This is a genomic window from Neomicrococcus lactis, assembly GCF_014200305.1.
Lineage (GTDB): Bacteria > Actinomycetota > Actinomycetes > Actinomycetales > Micrococcaceae > Neomicrococcus > Neomicrococcus lactis.
Map to the genome: position 1 here is coordinate 2,292,032 of NZ_JACHBL010000001.1, position 16,538 is coordinate 2,308,569.

Genomic DNA, 16,538 nt, shown 5'->3' on the forward strand with positions numbered 1-16,538 from the left:
TTGGAGATTCTCACAACACATCTCCAAGCAACCCGGCTTCAGCTTTTCCTCTTGAATACGACGACGCGGCTTGCGTCCTGCAATACCCCTTGCGGCTAGTGGCCCTTGCGTTTAGTGGCGGCGCAGCGCGGGATCCGACTCGTCGAAGATCTGCCCGCCCTGCAAGTGCAGGCAACGCTCGGCACGAGCTGCAACCCCTGAATCATGCGTGACCGCGATGATCGTGAGGGCTTCGGCGTTGGAAATCGCGCGGCCTTCCAGTGCGGTGTTGACGTTCTCGTAGGCGTTGAGCGTGGGGATCAAGTTGAAGTCTTGGAAGACAAACCCGATGTAATCCCGGCGCACCCTGGTCAGCTGACCGCTCGATGACTTGGTCAGTTGGTGAGTGCCAAGCTGGATGGTTCCTTCGTCCGGCGTATCGAGAGCGCCAAGGAACTGAAACAGCGTCGACTTTCCGCCGCCCGTGGGTCCCTGAATCGTAGCGAACTCGCCCGGCGGCACCTCGAGGTTGAGGTTCTTGAGGACCACCAGGTTCTCGCCGCGGCCAACCGCCGAAGGCACTAGTGGCCAAGCCACTGAGGATGGCTAGGCCACTCGCGAGCAAGACGATCCACAAGGACACCGGAGCGTGGAGCACAATGTCCTGGGCCTGACTTGCTGCGTTGCCAAAGGCCCTGACCCATGGGGCCGCCAGTCGGCATTCCAGCTGGAGCACCCTGTCCGCCAGCCGGCGTCGTCGTAGTCCCCCCAGCGCTGATCGTGGGACCAAGCGCGTTGATGATCGCCACCGCACCGAGCCCCAGGGCGAGTCCGGCGATGCCGCCAATGATGGACTGAATCATGGATTCGCCTGCCACCTGAGCTACCACTCGGTTGTTAGACCAGCCGAGTGCCTTCAGCGTTCCGAACTCACGGGTGCGGCGCGCTACGCCGGAGCTCGTGAGCAACATAGCGATCAAGAGTGCCACAGCGAGGACCGCGATCGAGAGCAACGTGCCGAGGTTGGAAATCAACGAGGATGCGCTCGCGAGCGCGCTGGAAACCTGCGACGCCAACTCCGACTGCGTGCTGATCGTGCTGTCTGGGACGGCGCTTTCCAGCGCGGTGACTTTTCCGGGCCCACCCATGCGGCCTAACGGTTCGGGACTCGCGGCCTTTGCGTTGGCCTGCGCACTGGGGTAGTTCACGATCGCGCCAAGAGTATTTGGTATCCCTCACGGAGCGAGCCCAGCGTGCTGACCAGACCCGCGAAGCCGAGGCACGTCGTCGTATGGCAGTGGGACGCCTCCGCTGCTGCAGCCTGATCTCGGCGAACTGAATGGCTCATTGGAGCGCATGCGCCTAGCGGGCCTCGATGCTCACGTGACCATTCGCGGTCAACTTTCTGACGTGGTGGGTGCCACCGATTATGTCGCTTTCCGTGGCTAACCCGGTGTCTGTAACGGCTCCGGAACGCGATGCTGAAACCGGCGGCGGCTTTGGGCTCGTGGGGCTACGCGGGCGCGCGGCGGCGATCGGCGGAACCGTCTGGACAGACACCACGCCCGGCTATTTCTGGCTGTATGCGCAGTTAGCCATGACGCCATCTGCGGCGGTGACGCCTTGACCAGAGTTTTGGTGGTGGATGATCAGTCGCTCATCCGCCAAGGGTGACGGACGTTCTTGGATCCCACCCGGATATTGAGGTGGTGGGGGAGGCTGTTGACGACGCCCAGGCCGTAGCGTGCGTCCAGAGTCTTCGCCCGAGCGTGGTCCTCATGGACATTCGCATGCCGCTCGTTGACGGTATCGAGGCGACCCGCCGGATATTCGAGGACCCCAACAACGCTGACGTACGCGACCTCATTCTGACCACGTTCGAGGAAGACGAAAACGTGGTTTCCCCCATTCGCGCGGGAGCCAGCGGATTTATCGGCAAGGGCGCTGAGCTTGAGGACATTGTCAAGGCAGTTTTAGCGGTGTACGACGGCGACGCTCTGCTGTCGCCCGTCGCCACCCGGGCGTTGATCACCCGTTATGTCGCTGAAGTTCCGCGAAACTCCTCCGCAGGTACACCGCATTTTCCCGAGCTAGAGCAGCTGACGGTTCGTGAACAAGAAGTGTTGGTGCTCGTGGCGAGGGGATTCTCCAACACGGACATTGCAGAGCATCTGCAGATCTCGCCGTACACCTCGAAGACGCACGTCAATCGCATCATGGATAAGGTGCAGGCGCATGATCGCGCTCAGTTGGTGGTCCTGGCGTATGAGTCAGGTCTCCTGACGCCGGGCCAGCAGAACTAGCCCGGCGGATTTCAGGAATTGGTGCTTTAGTCGCTAGGCCGCCGCGTGGCGGGCGCTCGTGGAGAGCTCCTTGGTGAACTCGTCGACGTGGCGTTCGATCAGATCGACGATCTCCCGAACTTCCTCGACAGACTTTTCTGCAAGGAGCGGGATGTCCCACTCGATGTAGGTGGTGTCTGGCCGCTGCTCGATCTGGTCCAAGCAACCCATGGCGACTACGTATTCGGCGGCGTCATGGACGTCAGTGTCGAGGGGCTTGGGGAACATGCCGCTCAAGTCGATGCCGCGCTCCTGAAGGACTTCCACGGCACGGTGATGCAAGTGGCCGCCCGGGTTGACGCCGCCGGAGCGCGTCCCGACAGCGCCTTCTGTCCGGCGTCCCATGAGGGCGGCTGCAATTTGCGAGCGTCCGGTGTTGGACGGGCACACGAACAATACACGCGGCTTGTCGCCCTGGATGAGTCCATGCGAAATAGCCAGTGCGTGGAGGCGCTGATCCGCGAAGTGCTCCGTGGTGGTGAAAAGGTGAGTCTTGACTTTACTTTGGGCGTCGAGCGTCGCGAACGAGTAGTTGACGACATCGGCAATTTTCTCGGGGCTGAAGAGCTTTCCGTACTTCTCGGTCAGGTGTTCAGCAATGCGTGGCAGCATGCGTCGTGTTTCCATGGCCACTCCTTTTGAGTCGAGTCCCTATTTGAACCTCAGTTGAACAGAAGCTGAACTTTAGGTTAACAAGCATAATGACGCCGCTGTGATTTGTAACTAGTTCAGAGTGATTTTTTAGGCCATCGCAGGGGTTCCAGTACTTTGGGAAGTATGCCCCCTAGATATGAAGAGAAGGCACCCAAGCCGAGCGGCGGCGTCGTACTCCTTTCTGAAAATGACGGAAACGTAGCGCGCCAAACGCAAGCCCAAAAGCTCAATACCCTGAACCACAAGTACTTGGTGCGCGTGGAATCCCGCGCCACCTGGTCCGGAATTGTGGCCGCGGTGCTGGCGGGCGGCTTCGCTTTTCTCGCGTTCCAGGGGTACCGACCGCCGCTGTCTGGAGACAATTCGGTGGCCGTGTATGCGGCAATTCTGTCTGCGATTGCCTCGGCGCTCGCGTTCTTCATGGGGTTTCTCTTCGCAACGCAGCAAGCGCTGAAGTGGCTCTCGGAACGACCATTGCCGCGCCGGATTCTCGACGCTCTGGCGCTCATGGCCATGCACGGATCCATCGCGATGATGGGATCCTTGGCACTGTTTCGGATGTTCCAAGCGTCTTTCGTGGGCCTGACTGTTGATGCCATCGCGGGATCGGCCATGGTGGCTGGCGCTGCGGCTATGGCTGCGTACTTGTCCTACTCTTCGGGCGCCAAGATCAGCACGGCAAGCCTGTCAGTGCTGTTGGCTTCTTATATCGCCGCGGGCGTTGTGGTGAGCATGCTGTACGCCGAAAATCCCTTCTGGTGGCACTCGATGTTCAGTGAACTGGGCACGGGGCAGGCAGGCGCCACCAGCTATTGGACGTTCAACACCACGCTGGTGACTTCAGGAATTCTGCTCGCGCTGCTCGCCGACTTCATCACGCGTGAACTCAAGGACTGGAGCGAAGTGAAATGGCTGGCCAAGCGAGAGCTGATTGATTTTTCGCCGGCTCTGCCCGTGCGGTTCTTGAGGCGAATGGAGACGCGGTTTGTGCGGCCGCGCGTCTCGATTGTGCGCGGATGCCTCATTGGAATCGGCGTGTGCTTGGTGGGGATCGGACTGGCTCCCGTGCACACCATGACTGACCTGCACACAGCGTTTGTATGGGTGGCCGCGTTCTTGATTGTTTTCATGATGCTCGGGGTGCCGGTGTGGATGCCGTATTTCCCGGGAGTGTTCTACATCATGAGTTTTGGTGCGGTGCTGGTCTTGGTGGGCGCTTCATACCTGTGGTTTGGGCTGGGGTACTACAACCTCACGGCCCTTGAACTGGTGGCGGCAGGCGTGTTGTTTGGATGGTTGGTGGTCTTGATCCGCAACATTGACGCCGTGATGAGCGAGCCTGAATCAGAGCACACGGCGTAGGTCTTTCGTGGGATTGAGATGTCACAATCCGTAGCCCGCGACGGCGGCGAGTGACCAGGATGTGAGTTGCAACCGAAGTTGTGACATGGTGCAAAGGTGACCAATCTATTCGTGAAGCAACCTCTCGCCGGGCGCATCGCTGCGCTTGTTGGCATCTTCATGCTTGCGCTGGCGCTTCGAGCCGCCGCTCTGGTGGTGGCGCCACTGCTTCCCGAAGCCGGCCCTGCTCTCGGTTTCAATTCGGCATCCACGGGTCTCTTGGCGATGCTCGCGCCCGGAACCTTCGCGGTGTTTGGGTTCTTCGCTCCGGCGCTCATTAAACGGTTGGGGCTGGAACGCGCTCTGGCTGTCTCCATCACGCTGGCTGTAGTGGGTCAGGTGCTGCGCGTCTTCATGCCAAACGTGTGGTCTTTCTTGGCGCTGTCCATTGTGGCGCTCGCAGGATACGGAATCGGCAACGTGGTGCTTCCGCCTCTCATCAAGAAGTACTACCCGGACCGATTGGCACTGGTCACGGCAATCTACGTAACGCTCATATCTATTGGTACCGCCGTCAGCCCTTTGTTTGCCGTACCCATTGCCCAAGCCACTAACTGGCAGTTCTCCATGGCTATTTGGGCACTCTTGAGTCTGGTGGTTGCCGTACCGTGGGCCATTCAGTTGGTTCAGGATCGTCGCGTTGAAAGACTCACCGGCAAGAAGCGACCGGACGATCCCTTCGCAACCTCAGCCACCCCCGCAAAGATCAATCCGTTCCGCTCGCCCGTTGCGTGGGGACTGGCCATCTTTTTGGCTGGAAACTCGGCCCAAACGTACGTGTACTTCACGTGGATCCCGTTGTATCTCGTGGAGCACGGCTTCACGCCGGGGGAGGCTGGCACTGCGCTCGCGTACTTCGCGATCCTCGCACTGCCGGTCAGCTTGCTGGTGCCATTGTGGTTGCCGAAACTCAAAAAGCCCTTCAACGCCATCTTGCTCTTCACGGTTCTCTGGATTGTGGGTCACGCCGGAATGTACTTCTCGCCTGAGAATGGCACGTGGTTGTGGATCACGTTCTCCGGTTTGGGCCAGGCGACCTTCGCTACTGCGCTTCTCATGATCAATTTGCGCTCGCGGACAACCCGAGGCGCGAGTGTTTTGGGTGGCTTTAGTCAGGGACTCGGTTACGCGGGAGCCTGTGCGGCGCCCTTCCTGTTCGGCATCATTCACGACGCCACCGGCGGCTGGGGCGCTTCCTTCGCGACCCTCGGCGTGTGCGTGGTGGTCATGCTCGTCGGAGCCACGATGATCAGCCCCAAGCGCTACATTGAGGATGTCTCATAGGTGCATTCAAAGGCACTTCCGTCAATAGACTTTCGTCGGGATCTAGCGGTCCTTCTTTAATACGTTCGGGTCCACTGATTTAGATGTTCGAATACAATTGAGTCGAATTTCGCATGGATTCATTTACTCATCGCAAGAGTGTAAATAGGCTGGCCGTGATCAGCAATTGTTGATCAAGACAGACACTTTGTTGAGTGGAAAAATGAAAAGACATTCGTAAAAGCCGCGGTTTCCGCGTCTCTTGTTGGTGCTCTGGCCTTCACTGGAGCCAGTAGCGCACAGGCGTCCGTCGGGGTCCCAGCTACTGCAACCGTCGCAATCCAGGCGAGCACTTCGACTCCTATCGCGGCAACTAGCTCGCTCTCGACAGCGTCAACGCTTGCTCTTGGTGGCGCAAGCTCGTCCAGCGGCAATTTGGTGACTCTTCCACCGGCGGATAAGTCCGGTCAGGCTTCCATCCAAGCTCTACCAGTGTTGGCTATTCGAGTTGCGGTCCGCGCAGCACTTGAGGCAATCAAGCGAATTTCTTATGCCACTTACACGCGCGTCATCGGAGCCGTGAAGGTTGGAAAGACTCACTTCGTGAACTACCTCAACAACACCCTGAAGCCATGGCTCAAGGCTCGCGGGATCGCCATTCTTGATGGCGTTTCAGGAGCGGTGGTGTTCGAAGTTATCCGGTGGATCATCGGCTTCTAAGTCAGCAGACGATATTTGGAAGAGGCTGGGGCGTTGCTCATGACGAGCGACGCCCCAGCCTCTCTCCTTGGCAATGAGTTCCTATAAACAACGAGCGAAAACATGAGGCTCAGTGAATGCAGTCTGAGGTTCGTAGTGCATGCGCGAGTCACCAGCGATCTAGCGCTTTCCTGTTTGGGTGTAGCGGACGAATTCGATGAGAATGCCCGCAGCCAAAAGTCCCAAGACAATGAGAGGTTTCCACCAGCCATATTGTTCGATTGGCATCGCGAAGAGCGCAATCACCGCCAGCACCATGGCAGTGAGCATGAACGGAAGACGTGGCTTACCTCGATTCTCCGGCATGAGTTGCGCTGCGTAGGTACCAGGTTCGCCAAATTCCCTCACCAGTGCCTCATATTCTTCAAGACTTTGATTCTCTGCCGGCCACCCAATGCTCTCCATGGCAGATGCCACTAAGTCCTCACTTGCTCCGCGAGCGCGAAGGGCGGCTTTTAAGCTGGTCTGGTAGCTGATCATGAGTGAATCCCTAAAAGTCGAGAGCGAATTCAAAGACGTGAAGGCCTAGGCCGCCGTGGAAGTCAGCATCTTCAGACTTAATGAGATGTCTTTCCAAGCTTGCTCAGCGAGCTCAACTTGACTTCGTCCTTCATCCGTTAGCATGAGGATTTTGCGCGCCGGACCTGTGTTTGAGGTATCCCACGAATGACGTAGTAGGCCTTCGTCTTCCATCCGCGCCAGCACTGGGTACAGCGTGCCACCTTTGATATTTCCGAATCCCTTTTCCTTCAGGTGAGTCAGAAGCTGATAACCATGCGCATCCCGAAAAGACAGTGCTGCCAATACCGCGTAACGCAGTGCGGCTCGGGCAAACTCTTCCCGCCATTGCCAAATGTCCATGCTTGTACGCTAAGTGATGCTATTCGAGATTGAAACTTAGTTTGGGAAACTATCTACTTTAGGGTGACGATTTATAGACGAAAGTATTAAGAGTGGGTGCGTTGTGCAGAGTTGAGAGGCTCGATGCGCCTTGCACAAGCGTGGGACAATGGAGCGGATGACTCCCAAAAATTCCTCCCCAGAGCCAGAACACCACCGTTCCGGAACCTCCAAAGCGCATGCGCGCCGCCCGGATGCACCGAGCGCCGGCCCATTGCGCGGGGTGAGGGGAGCGGACGGGACGCGGCCCGCTCAATTGAGTGGCGGCGTCGTACGGGAAAATAACCGCAATCAAGTGCGGCCCGCGACTGAGGGCTGGGACCAGCAGACTACCCCCGAGGGGCGTCCGCTTCTACAGTTCAAGTCGCCGCGTGTTTCGCAGCCACCAGCACACTTGGCGGACCTCACTCTCGAGGAGCGTCAGGCGAAACTCAAGGAACTGGGCCTCCCAGCATTCCGCGCGAAGCAGCTTTCCGTGCACTATTTCCAGCACTACACCACTGACCCCGAGCTCATGACGGACCTTCCGGCGACTGGTCGTGAGGAACTGGTTTCGGCGATGTTCCCGAAGCTGCTCACCGAGGTCAAGCGCCTCGTCACGGACAACGGTGACACTATCAAATTCTTGTGGCGCCTCTTCGACGGCTCCCTCGTGGAATCCGTCCTCATGCGCTACCCCGGCCGCATCACCTTGTGCGTGTCCAGCCAGTGCGGTTGCGGCATGAACTGCCCATTCTGCGCCACCGGCCAGGCCGGCCTGACCCGCAACATGTCCGCCGCTGAAATCCTTGACCAGATTGTGCAGGCCAACCGGGTGATTGCCGAAGGTGGCTTAGGCGGGTTACGCCGCGACGGTGGGCACGATGCCGAACGAGTCACGAACATCGTGTTCATGGGCATGGGTGAGCCGCTGGCCAACTACAAGCGCGTCATGAACGCCGTGCACCGTATGGTGGCTCCCGCCCCCGAAGGCCTGGGGATGAGCGCGCGCAACATCACGGTCTCCACCGTGGGCCTTGTCCCGGCGATCAACAAGCTGGCAGACGAGAACATTCCGGTCACTTTTGCGTTGTCCCTGCACGCACCTGATGACGAGTTGCGCGACGACCTAATCCCCGTGAACTCGCGTTGGAAGGTCGACGAGGCGATCGACGCCGCGTACGGCTACTACAAGAAGACCGGCCGCCGCGTCTCCATCGAGTACGCACTCATCAAGGATATGAACGACCACGCGTGGCGTGCCGCGTTGCTCGCGAAGAAGCTCAACTCGCGCGGACGCGGTTGGGTGCACGTGAACCCGATCCCGTTGAACCCAACCCCCGGATCCATCTGGACCGCTTCTGACCCAGACGTGACGCGGACCTTCATTCAGACTCTGGAAGACGCCGGAGTTCCTACAACGCTGCGCGATACGCGCGGCAAGGAAATCGACGGCGCTTGCGGTCAGTTGGCGGCTGCCGAGTAGTTATTTTTTGATGACGACGCCGGGGCTTGCGTTAGTGCCTCGGCTTCCGGTGGTGCGGGCGGCCGGGGCTATCAAAGCTAGGTCGCGGAGAACCCGCCGAGCACGATAGCCAAAAGTTTTGAAAGGTCGATACTTTTGGCTCTGTTGCGCCCAAGAGTTGGGCAGTAACTTAATTGGCGTCTGCACTATCGACGAACTGTTGAGTTCTCACTGGTCCACAGCTGAACCGACGCGGACCCTGTGAAGTGAATCCGGCGGACATGCAAAAGTACGCAAGAATGAAACTTCTCCCTAAGATGATGATGGCCGCGGTCAGTGGTGTCTTCACCGGAGCATGCCTGGTATTTCTAGTCATCGTCGGAGCACTCGGTTTAACCTATGCGACGACCAAAGCGGTCCATTTGCCGGGTCTCATCCAAGCTTGGTTCACAACCGAGAACGCGATGCCCGCCGTGAACTTCCAGCCGAACTTCGCTGGAATGCTGGTGTTGGTGGGTGTCGTTGCGGCCATGTTTTGTTTCTCGACGTGGCGTCAAGCTCGGGGCGGCTCGTCAAATGAACTTCCCGAGTGCGGGTGAAGTCAGTCTGGGTTCTATTGGAAGGACGGCGGTGCCATCCGTGCCGCGGGCAGTCCTTCGGGCTATGGAAGACGCCGAAATTCCTATCACGCTGCGCGAGATACACGCGGGGCGGGAAAACGGCGGCGCTTGCGGACAACCCGCGGCGGCAGACTAATGCAACACCCGAATTACTGTTCGGCAGCGTACCGACGTGTAGTTTCGCGTAGTTGTTCGGCAAAGGCGTAGATTTCGTCGACCGACTCGATCGGATGCCTAGTTTCAGTCTTGTCCGCGTCGAAAAGACCAATGTACTTTTGAGGTCGATTGAAGTGGAGACGAGCGATTGGGCGCCGGTTGTTGTCATCGAGAAGAATCGCAAAGTATGACTTGGCATCTCGATGGGCAACTCTGCTGGCTTTGACTTCGCCACACACAATCGCCTGAACTACACGGAACCCATCGAGCTCCACAAGTGTGGTTATAACACCATCTTCGTTTGCGAGATCTTTGTCGACAGCTTCTTCGCTAGTGACAGTGCTCGCAAGATCTGCATCGTTGTTTGAAACGTAGACGTGAGTCGTTCCCGTTTCACCAAGCGCTGCCTTGAGTCGATCGTTGATTCGCTCGCTAAGAAATTGGCCGCAAGCCTTAGTTACGAGTGGCGTGAATTGCTCTCGTACTTTTTGAGTGATGGGACCCTCGTAAACTTTTGCTGCAAGGAACTTAACCCACTCCTCTGTTGGTTCCGAGAACAGCGAAGCGATATTCCGCTTAAGGTGGCCTATGTAATTGAGTTCCTCAGCTGCGCTTACAACTGACTCGATATCGAATTTGTCTTTCGACAATTTCTGTAGTTCTGGAATAAGAGTTTCGTCGATGTCCGACATATCGAGAATCAAAAATGGTTTTGAATCCATCCGGTTCGCCGCGTCCAAGTCAGTGTAAAACTGATAGACCTCACCATTCGTCAGAACGGCGACACGTGCGTTTGTCACGGCAAAGTAGCGGTAGAGCTGTGAGGCATGTTCAATTCGGAGATCGCCAGCAGACTTCTTGCACTCAATCAGCATTTGAATTTCACCGTCGCGCACAATCGCGTAGTCAATCTTTGCGCCCTTCTTCACCCCTACGTCGGCGGTGTACTCGGGAACTACTTCAAGTGGATTGAAAACGTCGTATCCGAGGATGGTCGAAATGAACGGCATGACGAACGCGTTCTTAGTCGCTTCTTCAGTGTCAATGATCGATTTTTGCTGACAAATTTTTGCCGCAAGAGCATTTAGACGCTCTGAAAATGCGCTCGGTTCCCCTTCGAAGTAGTTGTAACTTTGAATGTATCTCCAGTTGATGACACTTAGAAAGTGCTTTCCGAAATCTTTCGACGACCATGCTAAATCAACTGAAATCTTTTAACCTGCAGATCACATGTCAATTGCCTACTTACCGTTACGCAATTGACGCCCAATCGATGCGATCTCTTGCTCGCTTCTCGCTCAAGACAGGCATAGCGTTCTGGCATGAGCGAGAGAGAGTTTTCTCAGCAAGATCCAGATGACGCGCATCCCGGGAGTCCGGGGGTGGGCGCGGGGGCAAATTCGCGTCGAAATACTGCCATTTTGGCGTTAGTGGTGGCGGTCATCGCCTTGGTGGTGGCTCTCTTCATGATGTTTAGCCGGGGCGGCGGAACTCCACCTGCTACCAGCTCATCGCCGGGTGTTTCGAGCCCGGATGGAATCCCCAGCACTCTGAACTCTTCCTCTTCACCAACAGTGGCGTCCTCTACTTCAGCCGCAACGACGTCAACGTCGGCACCTACGTCAGCTGCGTCGTCGTCCTCTGTGAATTCGAGCGCAACCGCACTGCCGGCCGCCGAAGCAAAGAATGTGGTCTGGCCGAATCCGGCGGGAAGCCTGCGCTACAGCTCCGCCGAAGAAGCCGTCCAGGGGTTCGCCGAGGAGCTCGTGGGCTTCACGGATCCGGTCTACGGGGACGTGCAACAAGGCGATGCGCGGTCCGGCGAAGTGGAGATCCGAAACGACGCGACCTCCGGGGCGGTCACGACGGTGATGTTCCGGCAAATGTCCGACGGATTCTTCTACATCCTGGGTGCCGTCTCGAGTGAAACTGAGCCAGCGATGCCCGCAGCAGGTGCCGCTATTTCCAGCCCCGTCACCGTGACCGGAAAATCGCGCGCGTTCGAGGCCGTGGTCAACGTTCATCTCTACGCCCACGGAACCTCAGCGCGCATCGGCGAAGCTGTGGTGATGGGCGGCTCCGCGGAACCACTAGAACCATTCACCGGCTCCGTCACGTTCGCCGAGCCCGGGGCAGCGACTGGCGCGTTGGTGTTCCTCGAATACAGCGCCAAGGATGGCAGCGTTTACACGGCGGCCGCGGTGCCGGTTTCCTTTGAGGAGAACTGAGTAGGGTGTAAAGAAGGATCCCACCGCAACCCGGAGGTACATCTTTGGCACTCTTGAATCCGCTACCCGGTCAAAAATCGACCCCGGCATCGCAGGACGTCTTGCTTCTCCCGCATGCTGGCGCGCTTCCTTCCACCTACATTCCGTGGAGTGCTCCGCTGCGGGAGGCTTTCGGCGAGACCTCCGTCCGATTGTCCACGGCGGTTCTTCCGGGGCACGTAAGCTCGGGCGAATCGGCGCCGCGGCGCGCTACCGAACTGCACAGTCTCCACCGGTACGGCGAGCGCCTAGCTCAGGAAATACTCGCCCAACGTCCTTCGAAAGACTCGAGCGAGACCCGGCCCCTGATCATTTTCGGACACAGCATGGGTGCGCTCCTCGCGGTGGAAACGGTGCGTGCGCTCAGCGAAGCCGGGCAGTCCGTGCTGGGAACAGTTCTGTCTGCGAGCGCGGCGCCCGTGAAGCGCAAGCGGTTCGCGCGTGCGCCCATTTACGTCCGTGAATCCGCCGGGGAGTTGCGCGAGCTGAATGACCGGGACGCTCTCGAGTTCCTCGTGAAGATGGGCGGCATTCCGCGCGAGCTCGCGGATCAGCCCGAGGTTGCGTTGTCCTTCTTGCCGCAGATCCGCAGGGATTTTGAGCTCGTGGACGCTTACCGCTTCACACCGCCGCCAACGTTCAACACCAAGCATGTCCTGACGCTGAGCGGCAGCGAGGACGATCGCGCGAGCACCGAGAAAATGCGCGGTTGGCACGAGCTTCTGGGCGTCAACGGCAGCCACCGCGAGTTCCCCGGAGGGCACTTCTACCACCAGCAACACGTCCCCGAGATCGCGGCGGCGCTCGCAGGATTCGCCGACACCACGCTTTCATGACACTCACGCTGAAAGACATGGCGCCCGAGGGCATCATGATCGCTGGTGGCGGGCGGGCAATTCTGTTGCAGATCGCTCACCCGGGCGTCGGACACGGCGTGGTGCAGCATTCGAACTTCGCGAAAGACCCGCTCAAGCGCCTCCACGGCACGCTCACTTACCTTTACGCCCTCACGAATGGCACGCCGCGGCAAGCGGCGAAAGTAGTGGAGTGGGTGAGCAAAGCGCACCAACCAGTTCGTTCAGCTGGCGGCGCGGATCATCCCGCTTACGATGCTCGCGACCCCGAGCTCCAGCTGTGGGTAGCGGCAACGCTCTACGACTCGGCGATCCTGGTCTACGAGAACATCTTCGGACCCATGAACCGCGCGGACGCTGAGAATATTTACCGCGAGTACGCCCTGTTGGGCACCGCGTTGGGGATGCCGGAGGAGCGGTGGCCCGGTTCGCGGGCAGAATTTAGGGATTATTGGTACGACGCCGCAGCTCGGCTCCGCGTCGATCCTCCCGTTCGCGAGGTCGCGGCACAGCTGATGAGGCCCCGGAACGTGCCTCTCTACCTGAAAGCGGCCATGCCGATCGCCCGAACCCTGACGGCCGGAATGCTCCCTGCTCAACTCCGCGAAGCCTACGGTCCTGAAGTATTTGGCGGCGCCTACGGAACTCGGCAGGATCTGGAGTATCGGGCACTCATGGCGAGCTACGGCGTCGTACTACCGAAAATTCCGCTCGCCGTGCGGCACGCGCCAATGCGCTATTACTTGAGCCGTTTGGGCTGAAACCTGCCAAGGATCGGGGCGTGGTTGAATCGAGGCATGGTTGAAAAACGCGTAGCCTCCCGAGCCCTCGTCCCCAGCTTCCACGTCATGAACATTCTGGATCGCGTGGCCCAGTTGCGGGCGGCCGGCCACGACGTGGTGTCCTTGTGCGCGGGGGAGCCCTCGGGCGGAGCGCCAGCGGGAGTGAACCAAGCCGCCGCCGAGCTACACGCTTCCGGTGTATCGCTCAACTACACTTCCGCGTTCGGGATTGCGCCGCTGCGCGAACGGATCGCAGCGCACTATCAACGCTGGTACGGAACGACGGTGAACACCGAAAATATCGCCATCACCACGGGTGCATCCGGCGCGTTCATGCTGGTGTTCCTCGCCGCGTTCAACGCAGGCGACCGCGTCGCCATGGCACGCCCCGGTTACCCCGCGTACCGCAACATCCTCAGCGCCCTTGGCATCAACGTCGTGGAAATCCCGTGCGACGCCTCCACCCGGTACCAACCCACGCCCGAACTGCTCGATGAAGCCCAAGCCGAACACGGGCACCTCGATGGCCTAATCCTCGCCTCGCCCGCAAACCCCACCGGAACCATGGTGGAGCGCGCCGAACTCGAAGCGCTCGTGGCCTGGTGCGACGCCCACGGGGCGCGTCTGATCAGCGACGAGATCTACCACGGCATCACCTACGCGCCGTCATCGGAACCGGATGCGCGCGGCGTCTCCGCCGTGGAATTGGACCCCACCGCCGTGGTCATTTCCTCCTTCTCCAAGTTCTGGGGCATGCCCGGGTGGCGACTGGGCTGGGCGGTGCTGCCGAATGATCTGATCCCGGGCGTCGATGCTCTCGCGGGGAACGTTGCTTTGTGTGCGTCAGCGCCCGCACAGCATGCCGCTGTGGAAGCCTTTTCTGAAGCCGCCTACGCGGAAGGGGACGCCGCGGTGGCCGAATTCGCCCAGACCCGAGCCTTCTTGCTGGAAGCGTTACCGCGCTTGGGCTGGGGCGAAGTAGCGCCAGCCGACGGCGCGTTCTACGTCTACGCGGACTTGGGGCCGTGGCTGTCCGTCTGGGAAACGTCCACCGCGTACTGCGCGGCACTACTCGAGGAAGCGTTCGTGGCCCTGACCCCGGGACCGGATTTTGATGCGGAGGACGGGGACCGGTTCGTGCGGTTGAGCTTCGCAGCAGGCTACGACGCCGTCGCCGTCGCAGTGGATCGAATCCTCGAGTTCCAGGAGCGGCACGCTCGGTAGTGCCAGGGGCCAAGTGTTCTCAGGGATCAGTCCATGACAAGTGTCATGCGGATCCTGTGACGGCTGGCGCTTCTCTTAGGTTCTCAGGGGTGGGACTCTTGAGGCATGGTCTCATCACCGGCAAATTCATCAGGGTCATCTAGGTCATCAGGGCTGAAATCTACGGCGCCCGCGGTTCATTTGCGGAACGTCTCCAAATCTTTTAGAACGCGGGACGGACTCGTAGAGGCCGTCAAGAACGTCAACCTCACTATCCACCCCGGCGAAATCGTGGCCTTTCTGGGCCCGAACGGCGCGGGAAAAACCACCACCATCGACATGATGCTGGGCCTCACCGAACCCACCGACGGCACTGTGGAAATCTTGGGCGCCGCGCCCCGCGTTGCCATGGACGCCGGACGAGTCTCCGCCGTCATGCAGACCGGCGGGCTCTTGCGAGACCTGACCGTCCGCGAAACCGTGACGGCAATCGCCGCCCTGCACCACGGTCGCTCACGCGTGGATGAAGTCATGGCACGAGCTGACATCACGGCTCTAGCGTCTCGCAAAGTCGTCAAATGCTCGGGCGGCGAGCAACAGCGCTTGAAGTTCGCACTGGCGCTCTTGCCAAACCCGGAAGTGCTCTTCTTGGATGAGCCCACCGCCGGCATGGACGTCAACGCCCGGCGCCACTTCTGGCACACGATTCAAGCCGAAGCGCTGACCGGGCGCACCGTGGTTTTCGCGACTCATTACTTGGAAGAGGCGCAAGAGTTCGCCCAACGAGTCATTTTGATGGCGCAAGGCTCCCTCATTGCGGACGCGCCTACCGCGGAATTCCGTTCGCTCGCGTCCGGCCGCACGGTTTCCGCAACGCTGTCCTTGTCTTCAGTTTCAGAAGACGACGCCGCAGCTGGGGTTGAGATTCTTCGCTCCATTCCTGAGGTGCAACAGCTTTCACGCAACGGGGATCGGGTTGAAATCTTGGCTAAGGACTCCGACGCTGTGGCGCGGGCGCTTTTGACCTCTCCAGCGCTCGCGGACCTTTCGCCTCGTGATCTCGAGATCTCCGGGGCATCCCTTGAGAACGCCTTCATTTCTTTGACCGAGGCCAATGCGTCAGCCCACAGTGCTGAAGAAACCGTAAGGACTGCATCGTGAACCCCACCTACATGGTCATAGAGTTCAAGCGCCAAGCGCGGGACGTATCGAACGTGATGTTTGTGCTGTTGCTGCCAGCCGCAATGTACTTGCTGTTCGGCGCTTCCACGGCAGGCGGCGAGCAGATGGCAGGGCACGCGAACCTGAAGTACTACGTCATGGCTTCCATGGCGGCGTACGGTGCCGTAAGTGCGGTGACCGCGATCTCGGCGACGGCGGCCACCGAGCAGACTCAAGGGTGGGGCCGGCAGATCGGGCTGACACCTATGCGGCCCTGGCAGTTCGTGCTCACCAAAACGGTAGTGGCGCTGGCCTTCGCGGCCGTGGCCATGGTCATTGTCTATGCCGTCGGCATCTTCACTGGAGCTAAAGCGGACGCCACCTGGATCTGGTGGGCGACAGCCGCAATCTCTCTGGGCTGCTCGGCGGTTTTTGCGCTTTACGGACTCGCGGCCGGGCTCTTGTTCAAGAGCGACTCCGCGGCTGGCGTGGCCTCCGGTGCCGTGACGTTCTTTGCGTTTTTCGGCAACGTGTTCATCCCACTGTCCGGAACCATGCTGGATATCGCCCGCTTCACGCCGATGTACGGGATGATTGGGCTGGTTAGATGGCCGGTGCTGGAAGGCTTCATGGCGGACGGCAAGCGGGAGGAGCTCTGGTGGTACATCGCCAACGTGGTGGCCTGGACGGTGATTTTCTTGGCGCTCGCATTGTGGGGCGTTCGCCGCTCTCGCGCTCGCCGTTAGGCTGAAG

General features: G+C 59.4%; 20 protein-coding genes. 13 read left to right on the forward strand and 7 right to left on the reverse strand.

Going from position 1 to position 16,538, the window contains the following annotated elements; all coding sequences use genetic code 11:
- Nucleotides 1–111: 111 nt before the first annotated feature.
- From BKA12_RS10345 to BKA12_RS10355, 3 genes are read right to left on the reverse strand one after another with little or no spacing between them, the layout of a single operon-like run.
- Complete coding sequence (locus BKA12_RS10345; protein ID WP_183643455.1) at nucleotides 112–576, reverse strand: ATP-binding cassette domain-containing protein; 465 nt, start codon at nucleotides 574–576, stop codon at nucleotides 112–114.
- The gene (locus BKA12_RS12660; RefSeq protein ID WP_338087503.1) at nucleotides 561–1,187 is read right to left on the reverse strand and encodes an ABC transporter permease; all 627 of its coding nucleotides are present in this window, start codon (nucleotides 1,185–1,187) and stop codon (nucleotides 561–563) included. The genes BKA12_RS10345 and BKA12_RS12660 overlap by 16 nt, the downstream gene beginning before the upstream one ends.
- Nucleotides 1,184–1,327: a hypothetical protein gene (locus tag BKA12_RS10355; protein WP_183643458.1), complete on the reverse strand. Its 144-nt coding sequence runs from the start codon at nucleotides 1,325–1,327 to the stop codon at nucleotides 1,184–1,186. Before BKA12_RS10355 ends, BKA12_RS12660 begins: the two co-directional genes overlap by 4 nt.
- Before the next feature lie 81 nt (nucleotides 1,328–1,408).
- Here BKA12_RS10355 and BKA12_RS10360 point away from each other — a divergent pair, with 81 nt between their 5' ends.
- Entirely contained in the window at nucleotides 1,409–1,606 is a 198-nt protein-coding gene (locus BKA12_RS10360) for a hypothetical protein (RefSeq protein ID WP_183643460.1), read from the forward strand.
- Between the two features lie 43 nt (nucleotides 1,607–1,649).
- On the forward strand, nucleotides 1,650–2,282 hold the full coding sequence (locus BKA12_RS10365; RefSeq protein ID WP_338087504.1) for a response regulator transcription factor: 633 nt from the start codon (nucleotides 1,650–1,652) through the stop codon (nucleotides 2,280–2,282).
- Between the two features lie 33 nt (nucleotides 2,283–2,315).
- Here BKA12_RS10365 and BKA12_RS10370 read toward each other — a convergent pair whose 3' ends face one another.
- Nucleotides 2,316–2,948: an arsenate-mycothiol transferase ArsC gene (locus tag BKA12_RS10370; protein WP_183643462.1), complete on the reverse strand. Its 633-nt coding sequence runs from the start codon at nucleotides 2,946–2,948 to the stop codon at nucleotides 2,316–2,318.
- 150 nt (nucleotides 2,949–3,098) lie between these two features.
- Here BKA12_RS10370 and BKA12_RS10375 point away from each other — a divergent pair, with 150 nt between their 5' ends.
- From BKA12_RS10375 to BKA12_RS10385, 3 genes are all read left to right on the forward strand, one after another.
- Nucleotides 3,099–4,337 carry a hypothetical protein gene (locus BKA12_RS10375; RefSeq protein ID WP_183643466.1) on the forward strand — a complete coding sequence of 413 codons (1,239 nt, stop codon included), beginning with the start codon at nucleotides 3,099–3,101 and terminating at the stop codon, nucleotides 4,335–4,337.
- A gap of 111 nt (nucleotides 4,338–4,448) precedes the next feature.
- On the forward strand, nucleotides 4,449–5,660 hold the full coding sequence (locus BKA12_RS10380) for an MFS transporter (RefSeq protein WP_338087505.1): 1,212 nt from the start codon (nucleotides 4,449–4,451) through the stop codon (nucleotides 5,658–5,660).
- A 417-nt stretch (nucleotides 5,661–6,077) separates the two neighbouring features.
- Nucleotides 6,078–6,359 (forward strand): hypothetical protein, encoded by a 282-nt coding sequence (locus tag BKA12_RS10385; protein ID WP_183643469.1) that lies wholly within the window; start codon nucleotides 6,078–6,080, stop codon nucleotides 6,357–6,359.
- A 159-nt stretch (nucleotides 6,360–6,518) separates the two neighbouring features.
- On the opposite strand, the gene BKA12_RS10390 is transcribed toward BKA12_RS10385, so the two are convergent.
- Nucleotides 6,519–6,878, reverse strand: a complete 360-nt coding sequence (locus tag BKA12_RS10390; protein WP_183643472.1) for a hypothetical protein — start codon at nucleotides 6,876–6,878, stop codon at nucleotides 6,519–6,521.
- A gap of 45 nt (nucleotides 6,879–6,923) precedes the next feature.
- Nucleotides 6,924–7,259 (reverse strand): PadR family transcriptional regulator, encoded by a 336-nt coding sequence (locus BKA12_RS10395; protein WP_183643475.1) that lies wholly within the window; start codon nucleotides 7,257–7,259, stop codon nucleotides 6,924–6,926.
- A 157-nt stretch (nucleotides 7,260–7,416) separates the two neighbouring features.
- On the opposite strand from BKA12_RS10395, the gene rlmN reads away from it, so the two are divergent.
- A complete protein-coding gene (gene rlmN, locus BKA12_RS10400) occupies nucleotides 7,417–8,763 on the forward strand; it encodes a dual-specificity RNA methyltransferase RlmN (RefSeq protein WP_183643477.1) in 1,347 nt (448 codons plus the stop codon).
- A 278-nt stretch (nucleotides 8,764–9,041) separates the two neighbouring features.
- Complete coding sequence (locus BKA12_RS10405; RefSeq protein ID WP_183643479.1) at nucleotides 9,042–9,341, forward strand: hypothetical protein; 300 nt, start codon at nucleotides 9,042–9,044, stop codon at nucleotides 9,339–9,341.
- 170 nt (nucleotides 9,342–9,511) lie between these two features.
- Here BKA12_RS10405 and BKA12_RS10410 read toward each other — a convergent pair whose 3' ends face one another.
- A complete protein-coding gene (locus tag BKA12_RS10410; protein ID WP_183643482.1) occupies nucleotides 9,512–10,528 on the reverse strand; it encodes a type I restriction endonuclease in 1,017 nt (338 codons plus the stop codon).
- Nucleotides 10,529–10,840: 312 nt separating this feature from the next.
- On the opposite strand from BKA12_RS10410, the gene BKA12_RS10415 reads away from it, so the two are divergent.
- The 6 genes from BKA12_RS10415 to BKA12_RS10440 all read left to right on the forward strand — a co-directional run bounded on the left by BKA12_RS10415 (nucleotide 10,841) and on the right by BKA12_RS10440 (nucleotide 16,531).
- On the forward strand, nucleotides 10,841–11,746 hold the full coding sequence (locus BKA12_RS10415) for a Gmad2 immunoglobulin-like domain-containing protein (protein WP_183643485.1): 906 nt from the start codon (nucleotides 10,841–10,843) through the stop codon (nucleotides 11,744–11,746).
- Between the two features lie 44 nt (nucleotides 11,747–11,790).
- On the forward strand, nucleotides 11,791–12,621 hold the full coding sequence (locus BKA12_RS10420; protein ID WP_183643488.1) for a thioesterase II family protein: 831 nt from the start codon (nucleotides 11,791–11,793) through the stop codon (nucleotides 12,619–12,621).
- A complete protein-coding gene (locus BKA12_RS10425) occupies nucleotides 12,618–13,400 on the forward strand; it encodes an oxygenase MpaB family protein (protein WP_183643491.1) in 783 nt (260 codons plus the stop codon). The genes BKA12_RS10420 and BKA12_RS10425 overlap by 4 nt, the downstream gene beginning before the upstream one ends.
- 36 nt (nucleotides 13,401–13,436) lie before the next feature.
- Entirely contained in the window at nucleotides 13,437–14,645 is a 1,209-nt protein-coding gene (locus tag BKA12_RS10430; protein WP_183643494.1) for a pyridoxal phosphate-dependent aminotransferase, read from the forward strand.
- Nucleotides 14,646–14,750: 105 nt separating this feature from the next.
- Nucleotides 14,751–15,785, forward strand: a complete 1,035-nt coding sequence (locus tag BKA12_RS10435) for an ABC transporter ATP-binding protein (RefSeq protein WP_183643497.1) — start codon at nucleotides 14,751–14,753, stop codon at nucleotides 15,783–15,785.
- Nucleotides 15,782–16,531, forward strand: coding sequence for an ABC transporter permease (locus BKA12_RS10440; protein ID WP_338087506.1), 750 nt, complete (start codon nucleotides 15,782–15,784; stop codon nucleotides 16,529–16,531). Before BKA12_RS10435 ends, BKA12_RS10440 begins: the two co-directional genes overlap by 4 nt.
- Nucleotides 16,532–16,538 lie beyond the last annotated feature (7 nt).

Coding starts and splice junctions, on each gene's coding strand:
- BKA12_RS10355 (WP_183643458.1), bottom strand. CDS start 1,327: ATGAGCCATTCAGTTCGCCGAGATCAGGCTGCAGCAGCGGAGGCGTCC.
- BKA12_RS10360 (WP_183643460.1), top strand. CDS start 1,409: ATGTCGCTTTCCGTGGCTAACCCGGTGTCTGTAACGGCTCCGGAACGC.
- BKA12_RS10370 (WP_183643462.1), bottom strand. CDS start 2,948: ATGGAAACACGACGCATGCTGCCACGCATTGCTGAACACCTGACCGAG.
- BKA12_RS10375 (WP_183643466.1), top strand. CDS start 3,099: ATGCCCCCTAGATATGAAGAGAAGGCACCCAAGCCGAGCGGCGGCGTC.
- BKA12_RS10390 (WP_183643472.1), bottom strand. CDS start 6,878: ATGATCAGCTACCAGACCAGCTTAAAAGCCGCCCTTCGCGCTCGCGGA.
- BKA12_RS10395 (WP_183643475.1), bottom strand. CDS start 7,259: ATGGACATTTGGCAATGGCGGGAAGAGTTTGCCCGAGCCGCACTGCGT.
- rlmN (WP_183643477.1), top strand. CDS start 7,417: ATGACTCCCAAAAATTCCTCCCCAGAGCCAGAACACCACCGTTCCGGA.
- BKA12_RS10405 (WP_183643479.1), top strand. CDS start 9,042: ATGAAACTTCTCCCTAAGATGATGATGGCCGCGGTCAGTGGTGTCTTC.
- BKA12_RS10410 (WP_183643482.1), bottom strand. CDS start 10,528: ATGCCGTTCATTTCGACCATCCTCGGATACGACGTTTTCAATCCACTT.
- BKA12_RS10415 (WP_183643485.1), top strand. CDS start 10,841: ATGAGCGAGAGAGAGTTTTCTCAGCAAGATCCAGATGACGCGCATCCC.
- BKA12_RS10425 (WP_183643491.1), top strand. CDS start 12,618: ATGACACTCACGCTGAAAGACATGGCGCCCGAGGGCATCATGATCGCT.
- BKA12_RS10430 (WP_183643494.1), top strand. CDS start 13,437: ATGGTTGAAAAACGCGTAGCCTCCCGAGCCCTCGTCCCCAGCTTCCAC.
- BKA12_RS10435 (WP_183643497.1), top strand. CDS start 14,751: ATGGTCTCATCACCGGCAAATTCATCAGGGTCATCTAGGTCATCAGGG.